16 protein-coding genes are annotated in these 16309 nt (G+C 60.2%); 11 read left to right on the top strand and 5 right to left on the bottom strand.

Annotation, left to right across the window (positions count from 1 at the left end; all coding sequences use genetic code 11):
* Nucleotides 1-48: 48 nt before the first annotated feature.
* On the bottom strand, nucleotides 49-1416 hold the full coding sequence (locus ACW9IN_RS26490) for a CYTH domain-containing protein (protein ID WP_457368620.1): 1368 nt from the start codon (nucleotides 1414-1416) through the stop codon (nucleotides 49-51).
* Between the two features lie 158 nt (nucleotides 1417-1574).
* On the opposite strand from ACW9IN_RS26490, the gene argE reads away from it, so the two are divergent.
* The gene (gene argE / locus ACW9IN_RS26485; protein ID WP_457368619.1) at nucleotides 1575-2723 is read left to right on the top strand and encodes an acetylornithine deacetylase; all 1149 of its coding nucleotides are present in this window, start codon (nucleotides 1575-1577) and stop codon (nucleotides 2721-2723) included.
* A gap of 133 nt (nucleotides 2724-2856) precedes the next feature.
* Nucleotides 2857-4155, top strand: a complete 1299-nt coding sequence (argA, locus tag ACW9IN_RS26480; protein WP_457368618.1) for an amino-acid N-acetyltransferase — start codon at nucleotides 2857-2859, stop codon at nucleotides 4153-4155.
* Nucleotides 4156-4284: 129 nt separating this feature from the next.
* On the opposite strand, the gene tauA is transcribed toward argA, so the two are convergent.
* Nucleotides 4285-5271 (bottom strand): taurine ABC transporter substrate-binding protein, encoded by a 987-nt coding sequence (tauA, locus tag ACW9IN_RS26475; protein WP_457368617.1) that lies wholly within the window; start codon nucleotides 5269-5271, stop codon nucleotides 4285-4287.
* A 370-nt stretch (nucleotides 5272-5641) separates the two neighbouring features.
* Between tauA and ACW9IN_RS26470 the strand changes: the two genes are divergently transcribed.
* Nucleotides 5642-7000, top strand: a complete 1359-nt coding sequence (locus tag ACW9IN_RS26470; RefSeq protein WP_457368616.1) for an OprD family porin — start codon at nucleotides 5642-5644, stop codon at nucleotides 6998-7000.
* 272 nt (nucleotides 7001-7272) lie between these two features.
* Nucleotides 7273-7911 (top strand): peroxiredoxin, encoded by a 639-nt coding sequence (locus ACW9IN_RS26465; RefSeq protein WP_457368615.1) that lies wholly within the window; start codon nucleotides 7273-7275, stop codon nucleotides 7909-7911.
* 119 nt (nucleotides 7912-8030) lie between these two features.
* Here the strand turns inward: ACW9IN_RS26465 and ACW9IN_RS26460 are convergent, their stop codons facing one another.
* Nucleotides 8031-8228 (bottom strand): hypothetical protein, encoded by a 198-nt coding sequence (locus ACW9IN_RS26460; protein WP_457368614.1) that lies wholly within the window; start codon nucleotides 8226-8228, stop codon nucleotides 8031-8033.
* Here ACW9IN_RS26460 and ssuE point away from each other — a divergent pair.
* The 6 genes from ssuE to ACW9IN_RS26430 all read left to right on the top strand — a co-directional run bounded on the left by ssuE (nucleotide 8227) and on the right by ACW9IN_RS26430 (nucleotide 12900).
* The gene (ssuE, locus tag ACW9IN_RS26455; protein WP_457368613.1) at nucleotides 8227-8820 is read left to right on the top strand and encodes an NADPH-dependent FMN reductase; all 594 of its coding nucleotides are present in this window, start codon (nucleotides 8227-8229) and stop codon (nucleotides 8818-8820) included. The genes ACW9IN_RS26460 and ssuE overlap by 2 nt on opposite strands.
* 95 nt (nucleotides 8821-8915) lie before the next feature.
* Nucleotides 8916-9884 carry a sulfonate ABC transporter substrate-binding protein gene (locus ACW9IN_RS26450; RefSeq protein ID WP_457368612.1) on the top strand — a complete coding sequence of 323 codons (969 nt, stop codon included), beginning with the start codon at nucleotides 8916-8918 and terminating at the stop codon, nucleotides 9882-9884.
* Between the two features lie 25 nt (nucleotides 9885-9909).
* Nucleotides 9910-11058 carry an FMNH2-dependent alkanesulfonate monooxygenase gene (ssuD, locus tag ACW9IN_RS26445; protein ID WP_457368611.1) on the top strand — a complete coding sequence of 383 codons (1149 nt, stop codon included), beginning with the start codon at nucleotides 9910-9912 and terminating at the stop codon, nucleotides 11056-11058.
* A 9-nt stretch (nucleotides 11059-11067) separates the two neighbouring features.
* A complete protein-coding gene (gene ssuC, locus ACW9IN_RS26440) occupies nucleotides 11068-11853 on the top strand; it encodes an aliphatic sulfonate ABC transporter permease SsuC (RefSeq protein ID WP_457368610.1) in 786 nt (261 codons plus the stop codon).
* Entirely contained in the window at nucleotides 11850-12656 is an 807-nt protein-coding gene (gene ssuB, locus ACW9IN_RS26435; protein WP_457368609.1) for an aliphatic sulfonates ABC transporter ATP-binding protein, read from the top strand. The genes ssuC and ssuB overlap by 4 nt, the downstream gene beginning before the upstream one ends.
* A 28-nt stretch (nucleotides 12657-12684) precedes the next feature.
* Nucleotides 12685-12900: a TOBE domain-containing protein gene (locus ACW9IN_RS26430; protein ID WP_003213899.1), complete on the top strand. Its 216-nt coding sequence runs from the start codon at nucleotides 12685-12687 to the stop codon at nucleotides 12898-12900.
* A gap of 75 nt (nucleotides 12901-12975) precedes the next feature.
* Here the strand turns inward: ACW9IN_RS26430 and ACW9IN_RS26425 are convergent, their stop codons facing one another.
* Both ACW9IN_RS26425 and ACW9IN_RS26420 read right to left on the bottom strand, forming a co-directional pair.
* Nucleotides 12976-13635, bottom strand: coding sequence for a TetR/AcrR family transcriptional regulator (locus ACW9IN_RS26425; protein ID WP_457368608.1), 660 nt, complete (start codon nucleotides 13633-13635; stop codon nucleotides 12976-12978).
* A 233-nt stretch (nucleotides 13636-13868) separates the two neighbouring features.
* The gene (locus ACW9IN_RS26420; protein WP_457368607.1) at nucleotides 13869-15245 is read right to left on the bottom strand and encodes a glutamine synthetase family protein; all 1377 of its coding nucleotides are present in this window, start codon (nucleotides 15243-15245) and stop codon (nucleotides 13869-13871) included.
* A gap of 278 nt (nucleotides 15246-15523) precedes the next feature.
* Between ACW9IN_RS26420 and ACW9IN_RS26415 the strand changes: the two genes are divergently transcribed.
* Nucleotides 15524-16303: a gamma-glutamyl-gamma-aminobutyrate hydrolase family protein gene (locus ACW9IN_RS26415; protein ID WP_457368606.1), complete on the top strand. Its 780-nt coding sequence runs from the start codon at nucleotides 15524-15526 to the stop codon at nucleotides 16301-16303.
* The last annotated feature ends 6 nt before the right edge of the window (nucleotides 16304-16309 follow it).

Genomic DNA, 16309 nt, shown 5'->3' with positions numbered 1-16309 from the left:
TTGGAATGCATTCCCCTGTGGGAGCCGGGCTTGCCCGCGATAGCGATTTTACAGGCGCAGCAAAGTTTTCCAGGCGCGGTTCTGAAACACCGCAATCGCCTGCTGCATCCGCGCATCCAGCGATTCATCGGTGATCGGTTGGTGGGCCAGTTGCGCCAGCTTGTTCAACTCGCCGTACAAGCGGTCCAGCTCCGGTATGTCCACCACGTGACGGGCGTGGTGCAGCCAGGCCTGGATGCGCTCGATGCGCGGCAGCTGCTCGGCCAGGTCTTCCGGCTGTTGTTGGTAGCGCGGCAGTTGCAGGGCGACGGCGTCTTCGGCCAAGAGGCGCGGCAGCCAGTTGGTGATCTGCGCCGCGCCCTGACGGTTACCCCGCACGTTGCGGTCAACGGTCCAGGTGCGAGCCAGCAGCCAGCGCGATGCGTTGAGTGAGAACAGGCCCCAACGCACGTCGTCCAGTTCTTCGATGAACTGTTCCGGCGCGGCTTTGCGAATGTCTTCATCGTCGTCGCCAGCCTGTACCAGCGGGCGCCAGTCTTCCAGCAATGCATCCAGTGCGCTGCGCAGTTCACGGGTGGCTTGACGCGGTGCGGCCTGGCCCAGGCTGCCGATCAGGGCGCGCAGTTCGCCGAGGTTGTCGACCCAGTCTTGCAGCAGGCGCCAGTGGCCATTGAAGCGGTATTGCTCGGCCAGGCGCTGGCTGCTGCCCAGCAGGTGCCACAGGATCGCGGCGAAGGCATCGTCCAGGGGCATTTCGGCGTGCAGTTGCGGCGCGGGCAGGCTCAGGGAATAGCTGCTGGCGTCGTACAGGCGATAGCCGCGTTCGGCCTTGCTGATATCGCAGGGCATCAGCGCCAGGGTTTCGGCCAATTCGGCGGCCAGTTCCAGCAGGGCGGCCGGTTCGCCTTCGCGCAGTTCCAGTTCCAGCTCGCAGATTTCTTCCTTCTGCTTGCCGACGACCACGTGGCCCAGGTCCAGGGCGGCTTCGATCACCACTTTGGCCTTGCCACGGCCCCAGGCGATTTCGGCGCGTTCACGCACGAAGTCGGTGGTGAAGATCGGCTTGAGGGTCTTTTTGTCCAGTTCGGCCAACTGCTCGGGCCAGCATTCGCCGTCGAGTTTTTTCACGTCGAGCTTGGCTTTGGGCAGGTCCCAGTTGTACTCGTTGCGTTCCGACAGGCCGGCGACGCTCTGGCCTCGGGTCTTGAGGGTCTGGATGATGGCGTCACCGTCCTTGCGCAAGCGCAGGGCGACTTTGGCCTGGGCCAGTTCGCGCTCGGGGGTGTCGAAATACTGGTTCATCAACTCACGGCGTTCCCAGCCACTTTTGTTGCGTTTTTTCAGTAACGGGTGCTCACGCAGCGCGGCGAGTGTTTCGCGGCTGACGCGGAGCTTGATTTCGGTTTCTTTCTGCATGGCCGGAAAATCCAGGATCGGGAGCGCAGCCGGGGAAAAGAGTGGCTGCCAAGGCCGTGCAGTGTACAGGACTGAGCCCGGCAACGCGCCGCAACGGTTTATTGTGTCGTACAGATGGCTCTATAGTGGGCTTCATCCGGGAAGTTGAGAGACCGCGCATGCCATTACCCACCATGAAAGAGCAGTTCGCCGCGCTGATTGCCGCGCCGTCGGTCAGTTGCACCCAGGCGTCTCTCGACCAGACCAATCGCCCCGTGATCGACCTGCTGGCCGGTTGGCTGGGGGATCTGGGGTTCGCCATCGATATCCAGCAGGTCAGCCCTGGCAAATTCAACCTGTTGGCCACGTATGGCACGGGGCCTGGTGGCCTGGTGCTGTCGGGCCATAGCGACACCGTTCCTTACGATGCGGCGCTGTGGAAAACCGATCCGCTCAAGCTGACGGAAGTTGACGGCCGTTGGGTAGGGTTGGGCAGTTGCGACATGAAGGGTTTTTTCGCCCTGGCCATTGAGGCCGTGTTGCCATTGCTGGACCAACCGTTCAAGCAACCCTTGCTGATCCTCGCCACGTGCGACGAAGAAAGCTCCATGGCGGGCGCCCGGGCGCTGGCCGAAGCCGGACGCCCACTGGGCCGTGCGGCGGTGATCGGCGAGCCCACCGGCCTCAAGCCGATCCGCCTGCACAAAGGCGTGATGATGGAGCGTATCGACATTCTTGGCCAAAGCGGCCACTCGTCGGACCCGCGCCTGGGGCACAGCGCTCTGGAGGCCATGCACGATGCCATCGGCGAACTGCGTGGCCTGCGCCTGGCCTGGCAACGCGAATACCGCAACCCGCAATTCAGTGTGCCGCAGCCGACCCTTAATTTCGGCTGCATCCATGGTGGCGACAACCCCAACCGCATCTGCGGTCAGTGTTCCCTGGAGTTCGATCTGCGGCCTTTGCCGGGCATGGACCCTCAGGTGCTGCGCGACGCCATCCGCCAGAAGCTGCAACCTGTGGCCGAGCGCCATCAGGTGACGATCGATTACGCGCCGCTGTTTCCTGAAGTGCCGCCGTTCGAACAAGCGGAAGACGCCGAGTTGGTGCGGGTCGCGGAACGATTGACCGGCCATCGTGCCGAAGCAGTAGCGTTCGGCACCGAAGCGCCTTATCTTCAGCGCCTTGGGTGCGAAACCCTGGTGCTGGGTCCGGGCGATATCGCGTGTGCCCACCAGCCGGGCGAATACCTCGAAATGTCACGCTTGACGCCTACAGTGCGTCTATTGCGGGAACTGATCGAGCATTACTGCCTGAAGCCCGCATAAATTAACCCCAGCCCATTCGTACATAGAAGGAGAGCGAGCGTGTCGCCAAGCCTGTTCCGACGATAACCATCAGCCCGCTGTGCGTTTTAACGATTCATTCTTTTTGGCTGCTTTTTATTACAGGCCCAGGTTCATGCCCGAATACGTCAATTGGCTTCGTCACGCTTCGCCCTACATCAACGCTCACCGGGACTGCACCTTCGTGGTCATGCTGCCCGGCGACGGTGTGGAACATCCCAACTTCGGCAATATCGTCCACGACCTGGTGCTGCTCCACAGCCTCGGCGTGCGATTGGTGCTGGTGCACGGCTCGCGTCCACAGATCGAAGCGCGCCTTGAAGCGCGCGGCCTGACCCCGGCTTACCACGAAGGTTTGCGCATCACCGATGCCGCGACCCTGGAGTGTGTGATCGACGCGGTCGGCCACCTGCGTATTGCCATTGAAGCGCGCCTGTCCATGGACATGGCCTCGTCGCCGATGCAGGGCTCGCGCTTGCGTGTCGCCAGCGGCAACCTGGTAACCGCGCGGCCCATCGGCGTGCTGGAAGGGGTGGATTACCACCACACTGGCGAAGTGCGCCGGGTCGATCGCAAGGGCATCAACCGTCTGCTGGATGAGCGCTCCATTGTGCTGCTGTCGCCGTTGGGTTATTCGCCGACCGGTGAAATCTTCAACCTGGCCTGTGAAGACGTCGCGACCCGCGCCGCCATCGACCTGGGCGCTGACAAGTTGTTGCTGTTCGGTGCCGACCTGGGGCTGATCGACGAAAACGGTCGCCTGGTTCGCGAGCTACGTCCGCAACAAGTACCGGCCCACTTGCAGCGCCTGGGCAGCAATTACCAGGCCGAGTTGCTCGATGCGGCTGCCGAGGCCTGCCGGGGTGGGGTAGGGCGCAGTCATATCGTCAGCTACGCCGAAGACGGTGCCTTGCTCACCGAATTGTTTACCAGGGACGGCGGCGGCACGCTGGTGGCCCAGGAACAATTCGAGCTGGTGCGTGAAGCGGCGATTGAAGACGTGGGCGGTTTGCTTGACTTGATCAGCCCGCTGGAGGAGCAAGGGATTCTGGTGCGGCGTTCGCGGGAAGTGCTGGAACGCGAGATCGAGCAGTTCAGTGTGGTGGAGCGCGAAGGCATGATCATCGCCTGTGCAGCGCTGTATCAGATTGCAGATTCGGACGCGGGTGAGCTGGCGTGCCTGGCGGTGAACCCGGAATACCGCCACGGTGGCCGCGGGGACGAGTTGCTGGAGCGCATCGAAAGCCGTGCGCGGGCGCAGGGCTTGAAGACTTTGTTCGTGCTCACCACGCGTACGGCCCATTGGTTCCGTGAGCGCGGTTTTGCGCCGAGCAGCGTGGATCGCCTGCCTGCGGCGCGGGCGTCGCTGTACAACTATCAGCGCAATTCGAAGATTTTCGAAAAGGCCCTGTAAAGTCGGAGATTGAAAATACAACAGCTCTGAATGTGGGAGCGGGCTTGCTCGCGAAGGCGGTGTATCAATCAGCCTTATATTGACTGACACGATGTCTTCGCGAGCAAGCCCTCTCCCACACTGGATCTGCTAATGGCCGATAAATTTGTCGGTCACGAACGCCGAATAGTCCGGCAACACCGTTTCAACCTTCCCCTGTTCCTTCAAGAATTTCGCCGTTTCCCCAATCGCCTTCGCCGTGCCGCCTTTGAGCAAGGCATCGGTCTGCTGCGCCTGTGCATCCGGAAAGGTCGTGCCGGACAGCAGCTCGGGAATATCGGCTGCGTTCGAGCCTGTCAATTTGGCGATTTTCTGCACCGGCCCGGAATCCACCGTCCAGCTGTCTTTATGGGCTGCATAGTCAGCGAACGAATCCAGGGTGACCTTGGCAAACCTGGCCACTACGTCAGGATGTTTTTCCGCGAAATCCTTGCGCGCCACCCACACTTCAAAGGTGGGTGCGCCCCACTGGCCCACCTGGGCCGCGTCTGTCAGGGTTTTGCCGGTCTTGCGAATTTCGCCGAGTGCCGGCGACCACACGAAGGCGCCGTCGATGTCGCCCCGTTTCCATGCGGCGGCAATTTCGGCGGGTTGTAGGTTCACCACTTTGACTTGCCGGGTGTCCAGGCCCCAGTGCTTCAAGGCGCCGAGCAGGCTGTAATGAGAGGTTGAGACGAAGGGGGTAGCGATGGTTTTGCCGACTAGGTCGGCGGGTTTATCGATGCCGCTGCCGTTGCGCACCACCAGCGCTTCAGATGAGTTGATCTGTGCCGATACGATAAACGCCACGATCGGCAGGTTGCGCGAAGCGGCTGCGGCGAGAGGGCTGGAGCCCAGGTTGCCGATCTGCACATCGCCCGAGGCGATGGCTGTGACGACTTCTGGCCCGCTGTTGAATCGGCGCCAGTTGATCGTTTCGCCGAGGGTTTTCTCGTAGAGGCCGTCTGCCTGTGGGACTTTGCTGGGGTCGATGCCGGTTTGGTAGCCCACGGTGAGGCCGGCCGCTTGGACACCAAAAGAAAGTATTAGTGACACAAAAACTGTAACAAATTGACGAGAGGATGTGCGTTTGGCCATGATGGCGTCGCCTTTTTGATCGTGAGTGACGTATGCAACAGTACGGTCACACTAATCGATCTAAAAACAGGCGAGTAAATACCATTTGGGCATTAGCTTATGGAGCGGGTTGTCTATGCTGTTCGGCCCGTGCCATGGAAAGACTTATTCCTGGATCGTATGAAAAAGAATGAAATAATTCTTTTTGGGTGTATGAAAAACTCATTACCCTGCAGGGACCAAATCAACAGCGGTTAGACGAAGGTAGTAGACACACAAGGTTACGATTGACTTGGTAGTCACTATCTGGCGCTAATCGCGCATCTGTGGATCAAGGGCGTCAGACCCGCGACCAAAGAAATACAAAAATTAGAAATGAGAGGAGCGGTACATGAAGAAGTCAACATTGGCGTTGGCCGTGGCTGTCGCTGCGATTGCCCAACAGGCAAACTCCGCCGGTTTCATCGAAGACAGCAAGGCAACACTGGGGCTGCGTAACTTTTACATCAACACCGACAACCGCGACCTGCAACCTTCGGGTACTTCCAACACCCGTAGCAAGAACGCTGAATGGGGCCAAGGCTTCGATCTGCGTTTCATCTCGGGTTACACCCAAGGTACCGTCCAGTTCGGTGTTGACGCGATCGGCCTGTACGGCGTGCGTCTGGACTCCAGCCGCGCAGATCACGGCAACTACACCGGCACTGCGTCCGGCGGCACCATCTTCCCAAGCGATGGCAACAAGGCTGTTCATGATTTCGCCAGCCTGGGCGTGACCGGTAAGGTCAAGATCTCCCAGACCGAGCTGAAAATCGGCACCCTGCAGCCAAACAACCCGGTCATCAAGACCAACGACGGTCGTCTGCTGCCGCAAACCTTCCAGGGTGGCCAGATCACTTCCGGCGAGATCAAGGACCTGACCCTGACTGCCGGTCAGATCGAGCACTCCAAAGGGCGTAACTCCAGCAACAACGAAGGCCTGTCGCTGGCTGGCGCCAACGGTAGCTCGAACTACAACGCCGGTAACTTCGTCAACAAGTTCTACTACGCCGGTGCTGATTACAAAATCACCAAAGACCTGACCGCTTCGTACTACTACGGCGAGCTGAAGGACTTCTACGAGCAGAACTTCCTGGGCCTGGTGCACAACTGGGCAATCGGTCCTGGCGTCCTGAAGAGTGACCTGCGTTACTACCGCAGCCGTGACAACGGCGCCAACGGTGATACCGCTGGCTACTACACCACCGGTTACTACTCCGACCATCCGACCAACGCCACCAAGGTCAAGGGTAAGGTCGACAACGATCTGTACAGCTACCTGGCGCTGTACTCGGTCAACGGTCACACCTTCGGCGCTGGCTACCAGTACACCAAGGGTGACAGTGACTTCCCTTGGCTGAACCAAGGTGACGGCTCGTCGAACAGCACCATCACCGACATGCAGATCCAGAAGTTCGCCCGTGCCGGCGAGCGTACCTGGCAAGCTCGCTACGCCTACGACTTCGCCAAGGTCGGCGTACCTGGCCTGACGGCTGGCGTGGTTTACCTGCGTGGCGACAACATCGACACCATCGTCGGCGAAAAAACCGAGTGGGAACGCGACCTGACCCTGGCCTACGTTGTGCCGGAAGGCCCGCTGAAAAACCTCGGCTTCGCGTGGAAAAACGCGATGTGGCGCACCGACCTGGCGAACACCCGTTCCCAGGACGAAAACCGCTTGATCGTCAGCTACTCGATCCCGCTGTTGTAAGACTGTAAAGCCTTGCCCGGCGCAATGCCGGGCAAGGTGTCTTGCGTTTCAAGTCGGGCTCAACCCCCGCAAGCCCTTCCTGAACCCCTCTTTTACAGCGTCTCAAGGCCTTCTCGAACCTTGGAACCCATGGTGCGCCTCGTCCGTTGCCGCGTCCAATGAACACATTTTTAATATTCACTTATCGTCTAGATAAATCGATATTTATTCTTTTTAAATAACCCAGAAACCCTGCACAGTAGGCGCTATAAGCACTCACCAGGAGCCACACCATGAGCCTAAGACTGGGCGATATCGCCCCCGACTTCGAACAGGATTCCAGCGCCGGCAAGATCCGTTTCCACGAATGGCTGGGCGACAGCTGGGGGGTGTTGTTTTCCCACCCGGCGGACTTCACCCCGGTGTGCACCACCGAGCTGGGCTTTACCGCCAAACTCAAGGACGAATTCGCCCAGCGCGGCGTCAAGGCGATTGCCCTGTCGGTCGACCCGGTGGACTCCCACCACAAGTGGATCGAGGACATCAACGAAACCCAGAACACCGTCGTCAACTTTCCGATCCTGGCCGATGCCGATCGCAAGGTCTCCGACCTGTATGACCTGATCCACCCGAACGCCAGTGACACCCTTACCGTGCGTTCCTTGTTCGTGATCGACCCGAACAAGAAGATTCGCCTGACCATCACCTACCCGGCCAGCACGGGGCGCAACTTCCATGAAATCCTGCGGGTCATCGACTCGCTGCAACTGACCGACAACCACAAGGTCGCCACGCCCGCCAACTGGGTGGACGGTGATGAGGTGGTGATCGTGCCGTCGCTCAAGGATGAGGAAGAAATCAAGAAACGCTTTCCGAAAGGCTACCGCGCGGTGAAGCCGTACCTGCGCTTGACCCCTCAGCCTAACCGTTAAGGTTGATATTGCCATCGCGGGCAAGCCCGGCTCCCACAGTTCAGCGTATTCTCCTGTGGGAGCGGGCTTGCCCGCGATAGCGTCGTTACACGCACTACAGAATCTGAGGGGAAGCCGAATCACATAGCAGGGGTTTTCAGGCCGTTTTCACGGCCTTTTTTTTCGCTCGCGTTTTGATGGGTTGCATATTCATTTAAAGAATAAACAAATGAAAAAATAAGATTTATAGATATATAAATCAGCTGATAAGGTCTGTTCCATCTTGGCGCCATCGCCACACAGCGAACCGCCGGCACCCGCTCAAGGAATTCCCGCATGTTGGTCGTAACACTTGGAGGCAGTCCCAGTCAGCGTTCCCGCTCCGGGGTCTTGCTGGAGAAAACCCGTCAATGGTTGCAGGACAAAGGTGTGGAGGTGGTGAGTTACCAGATACGGGACTTCCCGGCGGAAGACTTGTTGCACGCACGCTTCGACAGCCCCAAGGTCATCGACCTGTTGCAGCAAGTGGCCAACGCCGATGGCCTGGTGATCGCTACACCGGTGTACAAGGCCTCGTTTTCCGGCGCCTTGAAAACCGTGCTGGACCTGCTGCCCGAACGGGCCCTGGCGCACAAGATCGTGTTGCCAATGGCCACTGGCGGCAGCATCGCCCACATGCTGGCGGTGGACTATGCCTTGAAGCCCGTGTTGTCGGCGCTCAAAGCCCAGGAATTGCTCCACGGCATCTTTGCCGAAGACAGCCAGATCGCCTATGGCGAAGGCAGTGCCCAGGCCCAGTTGGTGCCTGTACTCGAACACCGTTTGCACGAGGCCCTGGAGACGTTTTACAGCGCCATGGCCCGTCGCCCGAAACCGCTGGACCCCAATGTGTTGAATGAACGTTTGTTGAGTGCTCGCTGGAGCATTTAAGCCACACCGAACTACAGAAGTACTCACCTTACTCAGCCGCCAACGGCCAAGCAGGTGCAGCCAACCCCCCTTATCGCATTTTTGGAGAGAGCGCCATGCGCACTGTCATCTTGCGTCGTGGTCTGGTCGCACTGTTTGCTGCGGCTGTGTCCTTCGGCGCCATGGTTCAAGCCCAGGCCGCGGAAACCCTGCGGATCGGTTATCAGAAATACGGCACGCTGGTGCTGCTCAAAGCCAAAGGCTCGTTGGAAAAGCGTTTGGCTGCCCAAGGCGTCAACGTTCAGTGGACTGAGTTCCCTGGCGGTCCGCAGTTGCTGGAGGGCCTGAACGTGGGCTCCATCGACTTCGGCGTCACCGGCGAAACCCCGCCGGTGTTCGCCCAGGCCGCCGGTGCCGATCTGCTCTACGTGGCCTACGAGCCACCGGCACCGACCAGTGAAGCGATCCTGGTGCCCAAAGACTCGCCGATCAAATCCGTGGCCGAGCTCAAGGGCAAGAAAGTCGTGCTCAACAAAGGCTCCAACGTGCACTACCTGCTGGTGCGCGCGCTGGAAGATGCCGGCCTGAAATACACAGATGTGCAGACCGTGTTCCTGCCGCCCGCCGATGCGCGTGCCGCGTTCGAACGTGGCAGCGTGGACGCCTGGGTCATCTGGGACCCGTACCAGGCCGCCGCCGAGAAACAGCTGCAAGCCCGCACCCTGCGTGACGGCACCGGCATCGCCGACAACCATCAGTTCTACCTGGCGACCAAACCGTACGCCGAAAAACACCCCGAGGTAGTCAAGGCGTTGATCGAAGAAGTGCGCGCCGTGGGCGAGTGGTCCAAGGCCAACCCGCAGGAAGTGACTGAACAGGTAGCGCCACTGCTCGGCCTGCCGGCTGACATCACCCTGACTTCGGTGAAGCGCCAGGGCTACGGCGCGCTGTTTCTGACCCCGGAAGTGGTCGCCGCCCAACAGAAAATCGCCGACAGCTTCTACCAACTCAAATTGATCCCCAAACCCTTGAACATCAAGGACGTGATCTGGACGCCACCCGCCGCCGTGGCCAAAGCGCCGTAATCCGACTTCTTCAGGAGACAACTCCATGAGCCTCAATATTTTCTGGTTCCTGCCTACCCACGGCGACGGCCATTACCTTGGCACCGCCGAAGGCGCCCGCGCCGTTGACCACGGTTACCTGCAACAAGTAGCCCAGGCGGCAGACCGCCTGGGGTTCGGCGGGGTGCTTATCCCCACCGGTCGCTCCTGCGAAGACTCATGGCTGGTGGCCGCCTCGCTGATCCCGGTGACCCAGCGTTTGAAATTCCTGGTCGCCCTGCGCCCCGGGATCATTTCCCCGACGGTGGCCGCGCGTCAGGCCGCGACCCTGGATCGCCTGTCCGGTGGCCGTGCGTTGTTCAACCTGGTCACCGGCGGCGACCCGGAAGAATTGGCTGGTGATGGTCTGTTCCTCAGCCACGAAGAGCGCTACCAGGCTTCGGTGGAATTCACCCGCATCTGGCGCCGTGTGCTGGAAGGCGAAACGGTGGATTACGACGGCCAGCACATCAGCGTCAAAGGCGCCAAGCTGCTGTACCCGCCGATTCAGCAACCGCGTCCGCCGCTGTATTTCGGCGGTTCCTCCGAAGCGGCCCAGGACCTGGCAGCCGAGCAGGTGGAAATGGTGTTGACCTGGGGCGAGCCCCCGGCGGCCGTCGCTGAAAAAATCGCACAGGTTCGCGCCAAGGCGGCAAAATTCGGACGCACCGTGCGCTTCGGTATTCGCTTGCATGTGATCGTGCGTGAAACCAACGAGGAGGCGTGGAAAGCCGCCGACAAACTGATCTCCCACCTGGATGACGACACCATCGCCCGTGCCCAGGCGTCCCTGGCGCGCTTCGATTCCGTGGGCCAGCAACGCATGGCGGCCTTGCATGGCGGCAACCGCGACAATCTGGAAGTCAGCCCCAATCTGTGGGCCGGTGTCGGCCTGGTGCGGGGCGGCGCGGGCACTGCGCTGGTGGGCGATGGCCCAACGGTTGCGGCGCGGGTCAAGGAGTACGCGGACCTGGGCATCGACACCTTTATCTTCTCGGGTTACCCCCACCTCGAGGAGTCGTATCGCGTGGCCGAACTGCTGTTCCCGCACCTGGACATCGAACGTCCCGAGCTGCCGAAAAGCGCCGGATACGTGAGCCCGTTCGGCGAGATGGTCGCCAACGATATCCTTCCCAAAGCTGCGTCACAGAGCTGAGGCGGCCTTATGAATGTTCAGAAACTGAGCCATCGCGTAGCGCCCTGGGTGCTGCCGTTATTGCTGTTGGCGGTGTGGCAGTTGTCGGTGTCGGCGGGGTGGCTGTCGACCCGTATTCTGCCGGCGCCCAGCGCCGTGATCGAAGCCGGTATCAACCTGGTCGCCAGCGGCGAAATCTGGACGCACCTGGCAATCAGTGGCTGGCGTGCTGGCCTGGGCTTCGTGATCGGCGGCAGCATTGGCCTGGCCCTGGGCTTTATCACTGGCCTGTCGAAGTGGGGCGAGCGCCTGCTGGACAGTTCGGTGCAGATGATCCGCAACGTGCCGCACCTGGCGCTGATTCCGCTGGTGATCCTGTGGTTCGGCATTGACGAGACCGCGAAGATTTTCCTGGTCGCCCTCGGCACGCTGTTCCCGATCTACCTCAACACGTATCACGGCATCCGTAACGTCGACCCGGCGTTGGTGGAAATGTCGCGCAGCTACGGATTGTCCGGCTTCAGTCTGTTCCGTCAGGTGATCCTGCCCGGCGCGCTGCCGTCGATTCTGGTGGGTGTGCGCTTTGCCCTGGGTTTCATGTGGCTGACGCTGATCGTGGCGGAAACCATCTCGGCCAGCTCCGGTATCGGCTATCTGGCGATGAACGCCCGTGAATTTCTGCAAACCGACGTGGTGGTGCTGGCCATCGTGATGTACGCCATTCTCGGCAAGCTCGCCGACCTGGCGGCTCGCGGCCTGGAGCGTGTGTGGCTGCGCTGGCATCCGGCGTACCAAGTGAAAGGAGGTGCGGCATGACGGCTCAACAACCTCCGCGCCTGCTCAAGGGTATTCCGCTGGCCGTGCGCAAGTTGCGCAAGGCGTTCGGTGCGCGGGAAGTGCTCAAGGACATCGACCTGCACATTCCGGCAGGCCAGTTCGTGGCTGTGGTCGGTCGCAGCGGTTGCGGCAAAAGTACCTTGTTGCGCCTGTTGGCGGGCCTGGACAAAGCCAGCAGCGGCGAGTTGCTGGCCGGTGCCGCGCCGCTGAGCGAGGCGATCGAAGATACGCGGTTGATGTTCCAGGAAGCGCGCCTGCTGCCGTGGAAAAAAATCATCGACAACGTCGGCCTGGGACTCAAGGGCGATTGGCGTGCCAAGGCGCTCGAAGCGCTGGAGGCCGTAGGCCTGGCCGAACGCGCCAATGAATGGCCCGCCGCGTTGTCCGGCGGCCAGAAGCAGCGCGTGGCCCTGGCCCGGGCGCTGATCCATCAACCGCGCTTGCTGTTGCTCGATGAACCGCTGGGCGCGCTGGATGCCCTGACCCGCATCGAAATGCAGCAACTGATCGAAAACCTTTGGCAGAAACACGGTTTCACCGTGTTGCTGGTGACCCATGACGTCAGCGAAGCCGTGGCCATCGCTGACCGCGTGATCCTGATTGAAGACGGCGAAATCGGCCTCGATCTGGTGGTCGACCTGCCTCGCCCGAGAGCTCGTGGCTCCCATCGCCTGGCGGCGCTGGAAGCTGAAGTCCTGAGCCGCGTGTTGTCGTTGCCCGGTTCGCCGCCGGAACCCGAACCTGTTTCACCGCTGCCTACGCAATTGCGTTGGGCTCAATAACTCACTCGTCCCACGAAGGAAGAACACCATGACTATCAAAGCCATCAACGTACGTAACCAATTCAAAGGCACCATCAAGGAAATCGTCGAAGGCGACGTGCTGTCGGAAATCGACGTGCAGACCGCGTCCGGCATCGTCACTTCCGTGATCACCACCCGCTCGGTCAAAGAGCTGGAACTGGTGATCGGCAGCGAAGTGATCGCGTTCGTGAAATCCACCGAGGTGTCGATTGCCAAGTTGTGATTGGCGTCGGTCTTGAGGCCGCTATCGCAGGCAAGCCAGCTCCCACAGTGATCGCGTTCTAACCCTGGAATGCCGTCAGTGTGGGAGCTGGCTTGCCTGCGATGAGGCCCGTTTGGGCAAATAGGCTGGCAAGTAGAGCCCCACATACGCATCAAACACCCGCATCCCTTCCTCGGCCATGCGCGCGGTGATGTGCCCGTGCTGATGTATCGAGCGTGCGTAGACACGGTCACTCAGCTCCAGTGCCAACGCAAACACATCCACCTCTTTTGGCAAGGTCGGCACTTCGAAGTGGCGGCTGAACACGGCCAACATCAAATCTCCCAACTCCAGGTCATGCTGGTGATCCGCCTGGGTCACTTCGGTCAACCCGTGCTGGGCCAGGATCAACTGGCGGGCGGCGGCGTCTTGCTCGTAGATGGTGAGCATGCGCTGTTCGACGATGCAGGATAGATCGCGCCAGTGCTTGAGTGACTCATGATCGATAGGCGCTTGAATAGCCGCCCGGAAGGCGCCGTGGACGTCAGCGGTCAAGGCTTCCAGCAATGCCGGCACACTGGCGAAGAAGTGGTACACCGACGACGGCGGAATCTCTGCCCGCTCGGCCACGCTGTAAATCGACAAACTCGCCACGCCTTCGGCAGCCAGCAAAGTGCGGGCGGCGTCGAGAATCGCGTCTATCCGGGCCTGGCTGCGGGCGCGGGGTTTGCGAGGGGCGGCGGGGCGGGTGGTCATGGATGTCTCCTACAAGGCAGCGGGCATTGTATGAGCAGGAAGGTGTGTTGTCTGCCGGGGCCTCATCGCAGGCAAGCCAGCTCCCACCTTTGAATGTGTTCACAGCTCAAAATGTGGGAGCTGGCTTGTCGGGCCGCCGCATCGCTGCGATGAATTCACCTCGGTCTACCTGAAAAAAGCCAAAAAAACGCCACAGACCAAAAGCCTGTGGCGTTTTTTAATGCAAGCGCCGTTTAGACGGTATGCAGGTACCAGTTGTACTCAAGGTCGGAGATGGAGTGTTCGAACTCTTCCAGCTCACTTTCCTTGCAGGCGACGAAGATATCGATGTACTTCGGATCGATGTACTTGGCCATCACCTCGCTGTCGTCCAGCTCGCGCAGGGCATCACGCAGGTTGTTCGGCAGACTTTGTTCGTTCTGCTCGTAGCTGTTGCCTTCCACCGGTGCGTTCGGCTCGATCTTGTTGGTCAGGCCGTGGTGCACACCCGCCAGGACCGAGGCCATCAGCAGGTACGGGTTGGCGTCGGCGCCGGCCACGCGGTGTTCCAGGCGTACGGCATCCGCCGAGCCGGTAGGCACGCGCAGGGCGACGGTGCGGTTGTCCAGGCCCCAGCTCGGCGAGTTCGGCACGTAGAACTGCGCGCCAAAACGACGGTAGGAGTTGACGTTGGGGCACAGGAACGCCATCTGGGCGGGCAGGGTCTCGAGCACACCGCCGATCGCGTGACGCAATGCGGCGTTCTGCTCGGGATCCTCGCTGGCAAAAATATTCTTGCCGTCCTTGTCCAGTACGGAGATGTGCACATGCAGACCGTTGCCTGCCTGGCCCGGGTAGGGCTTGGCCATGAAGGTGGTGTCCATCTCATGGTCGTAGGCGATGTTCTTGATCAGGCGCTTGAGCAGTACCGCGTAGTCGCAGGCCTTGATCGGGTCGGCCACGTGGTGCAGGTTGACTTCGAATTGCGCGGGGGCGCTTTCCTTGACGATGGCGTCGGCCGGAATGCCTTGCTCTTTTGCACCTTCCAGAATGTCCTGGAGGCAGTCGACGTATTCGTCGAGGTCGTCGATCAGGTAGACCTGTGTCGAGTGCGGGCGTTTGCCGGAAATCGGCGAGCGGGGCGGTTGTGGACGGCCGTTCACGTTCTCCTGGTCGATCAGGTAGAACTCGAGTTCGAAGGCGGCGCAGATGGTCAGACCGAGGTCGTCAAATTTGCTTACAACTTGGCGGAGCACTTCGCGCGGATCGGCGAAGAAAGGTTCACCTTCGAGTTCGTGCATGGTCATCAGCAGTTGCGCGGTAGGGCGCTTTTGCCAGGGCTCATTGCACAGGGTGTCGGGGATGGGATAGCAGATTCGGTCAGCATCACCGATGTCCAGGCCCAGACCGGTGCTTTCCACCGTGGAGCCGTTGATATCCAGAGCAAATAAAGAGGCAGGCAGGTTAATGCCCTTCTCGTAAACCTTGTGGAGGCTGGTGCGTTCGATGCGCTTGCCGCGCACCACACCATTCATATCCGCAATTAGAAGGTCTACGTACAGAACCTCAGGATGATCCTTAAGGAACGCGTTCGCTTCGTTAAGCTGAACGGCACGCGGGGGTACCGACATGATGCAACACCTTTGTTGTTAAAAATATCAATCATTGATCTTTTCTGGTTTCAGTCAACCCGAACGGCATGCCGAAGTCAAGCAAGGCCTTTTTTGCCCTAAAAAAGCGCCGCGAGGGCTTTTTTGGGGCTTTTTGGGGCGGTTTTTTGGGTTTAGGCGGCTTGGGACTAGCAGGCTTGAGCGGGCCGTGTTGTATTTTTTACGGGGGTGTTGTGTAAAAAAATGAACAAGGCTAAGCTCGATTCAAACCCATAACAGCAATAATACCGGGGTGCTTCATGTCTCGCCTGCCGTTAATCGGCGTCACCGCCTGCTCCAAACAGGTCGGTCTGCATGCTTATCACATCAGTGGCGACAAATATGTCCGTGCAGTGGCCACCGCTGCCAAGGGCTTGCCATTGATCATTCCGTCCCTCGGGGATGTGTTCGAACCGGCCAATATTCTTGACAGTCTGGACGGCATTCTTTTCACCGGCTCTCCCTCCAACATCGAACCCTTTCACTACGACGGTCCGGCCAGCGCGCCCGGGACTGCTCATGATTCTGCACGGGACCGCACCACCTTGCCGCTATTGCGCGCCGCCATCGCGGCAGGCGTGCCGGTGCTGGGGATCTGCAGGGGTTTCCAGGAAATGAACGTGGCTTTTGGCGGCAGCCTGCACCAGAAGGTTCACGAAGTGCCCGGCATGATGGATCACCGCGAAGACGACACCCAGCCGCTGGACGTCCAGTACGGCCCTGCGCATACCGTGGCGATCTCCCCGAATGGGGTATTGGCAAGCCTGGGGTTGCCGCAGACGATTCAGGTCAACTCGATTCACGGGCAGGGCGTCGACCGCCTGGCGCCGGGGTTGCAGGTCGAGGCCACGGCACCGGACGGCTTGATCGAAGCTTTTTCTGTTATTGCGGGCAAGGCTTTTGCTTTAGGAGTGCAATGGCACCCCGAATGGCAGGTAAGCTCTAACCCGCACTATCTCGCGATCTTCCAGGCATTCGGTACCGCCTGTCGAAAGCGGGCGATGCAACGCGACGCGGATGCTGCGTCAACCAACGCCTGACCTTTA

The organism is Pseudomonas sp. SDO5271_S396, from assembly GCF_054071795.1.
The sequence above is the reverse complement of the archived record's forward strand: the minus strand, read 5'-3'. Positions and strand labels throughout refer to the sequence as shown.

What these genes read in the sequence shown, in the direction of transcription:
- ACW9IN_RS26490 (WP_457368620.1), bottom strand. Translation starts at nt 1,416, where the DNA reads ATGCAGAAAGAAACCGAAATCAAGCTCCGCGTCAGCCGCGAAACACTC.
- argE (WP_457368619.1), top strand. Translation starts at nt 1,575, where the DNA reads ATGCCATTACCCACCATGAAAGAGCAGTTCGCCGCGCTGATTGCCGCG.
- argA (WP_457368618.1), top strand. Translation starts at nt 2,857, where the DNA reads ATGCCCGAATACGTCAATTGGCTTCGTCACGCTTCGCCCTACATCAAC.
- tauA (WP_457368617.1), bottom strand. Translation starts at nt 5,271, where the DNA reads ATGGCCAAACGCACATCCTCTCGTCAATTTGTTACAGTTTTTGTGTCA.
- ACW9IN_RS26470 (WP_457368616.1), top strand. Translation starts at nt 5,642, where the DNA reads ATGAAGAAGTCAACATTGGCGTTGGCCGTGGCTGTCGCTGCGATTGCC.
- ACW9IN_RS26465 (WP_457368615.1), top strand. Translation starts at nt 7,273, where the DNA reads ATGAGCCTAAGACTGGGCGATATCGCCCCCGACTTCGAACAGGATTCC.
- ssuE (WP_457368613.1), top strand. Translation starts at nt 8,227, where the DNA reads ATGTTGGTCGTAACACTTGGAGGCAGTCCCAGTCAGCGTTCCCGCTCC.
- ACW9IN_RS26460 (WP_457368614.1), bottom strand. Translation starts at nt 8,228, where the DNA reads ATGCGGGAATTCCTTGAGCGGGTGCCGGCGGTTCGCTGTGTGGCGATG.
- ACW9IN_RS26450 (WP_457368612.1), top strand. Translation starts at nt 8,916, where the DNA reads ATGCGCACTGTCATCTTGCGTCGTGGTCTGGTCGCACTGTTTGCTGCG.
- ssuD (WP_457368611.1), top strand. Translation starts at nt 9,910, where the DNA reads ATGAGCCTCAATATTTTCTGGTTCCTGCCTACCCACGGCGACGGCCAT.
- ssuC (WP_457368610.1), top strand. Translation starts at nt 11,068, where the DNA reads ATGAATGTTCAGAAACTGAGCCATCGCGTAGCGCCCTGGGTGCTGCCG.
- ssuB (WP_457368609.1), top strand. Translation starts at nt 11,850, where the DNA reads ATGACGGCTCAACAACCTCCGCGCCTGCTCAAGGGTATTCCGCTGGCC.
- ACW9IN_RS26430 (WP_003213899.1), top strand. Translation starts at nt 12,685, where the DNA reads ATGACTATCAAAGCCATCAACGTACGTAACCAATTCAAAGGCACCATC.
- ACW9IN_RS26425 (WP_457368608.1), bottom strand. Translation starts at nt 13,635, where the DNA reads ATGACCACCCGCCCCGCCGCCCCTCGCAAACCCCGCGCCCGCAGCCAG.
- ACW9IN_RS26420 (WP_457368607.1), bottom strand. Translation starts at nt 15,245, where the DNA reads ATGTCGGTACCCCCGCGTGCCGTTCAGCTTAACGAAGCGAACGCGTTC.
- ACW9IN_RS26415 (WP_457368606.1), top strand. Translation starts at nt 15,524, where the DNA reads ATGTCTCGCCTGCCGTTAATCGGCGTCACCGCCTGCTCCAAACAGGTC.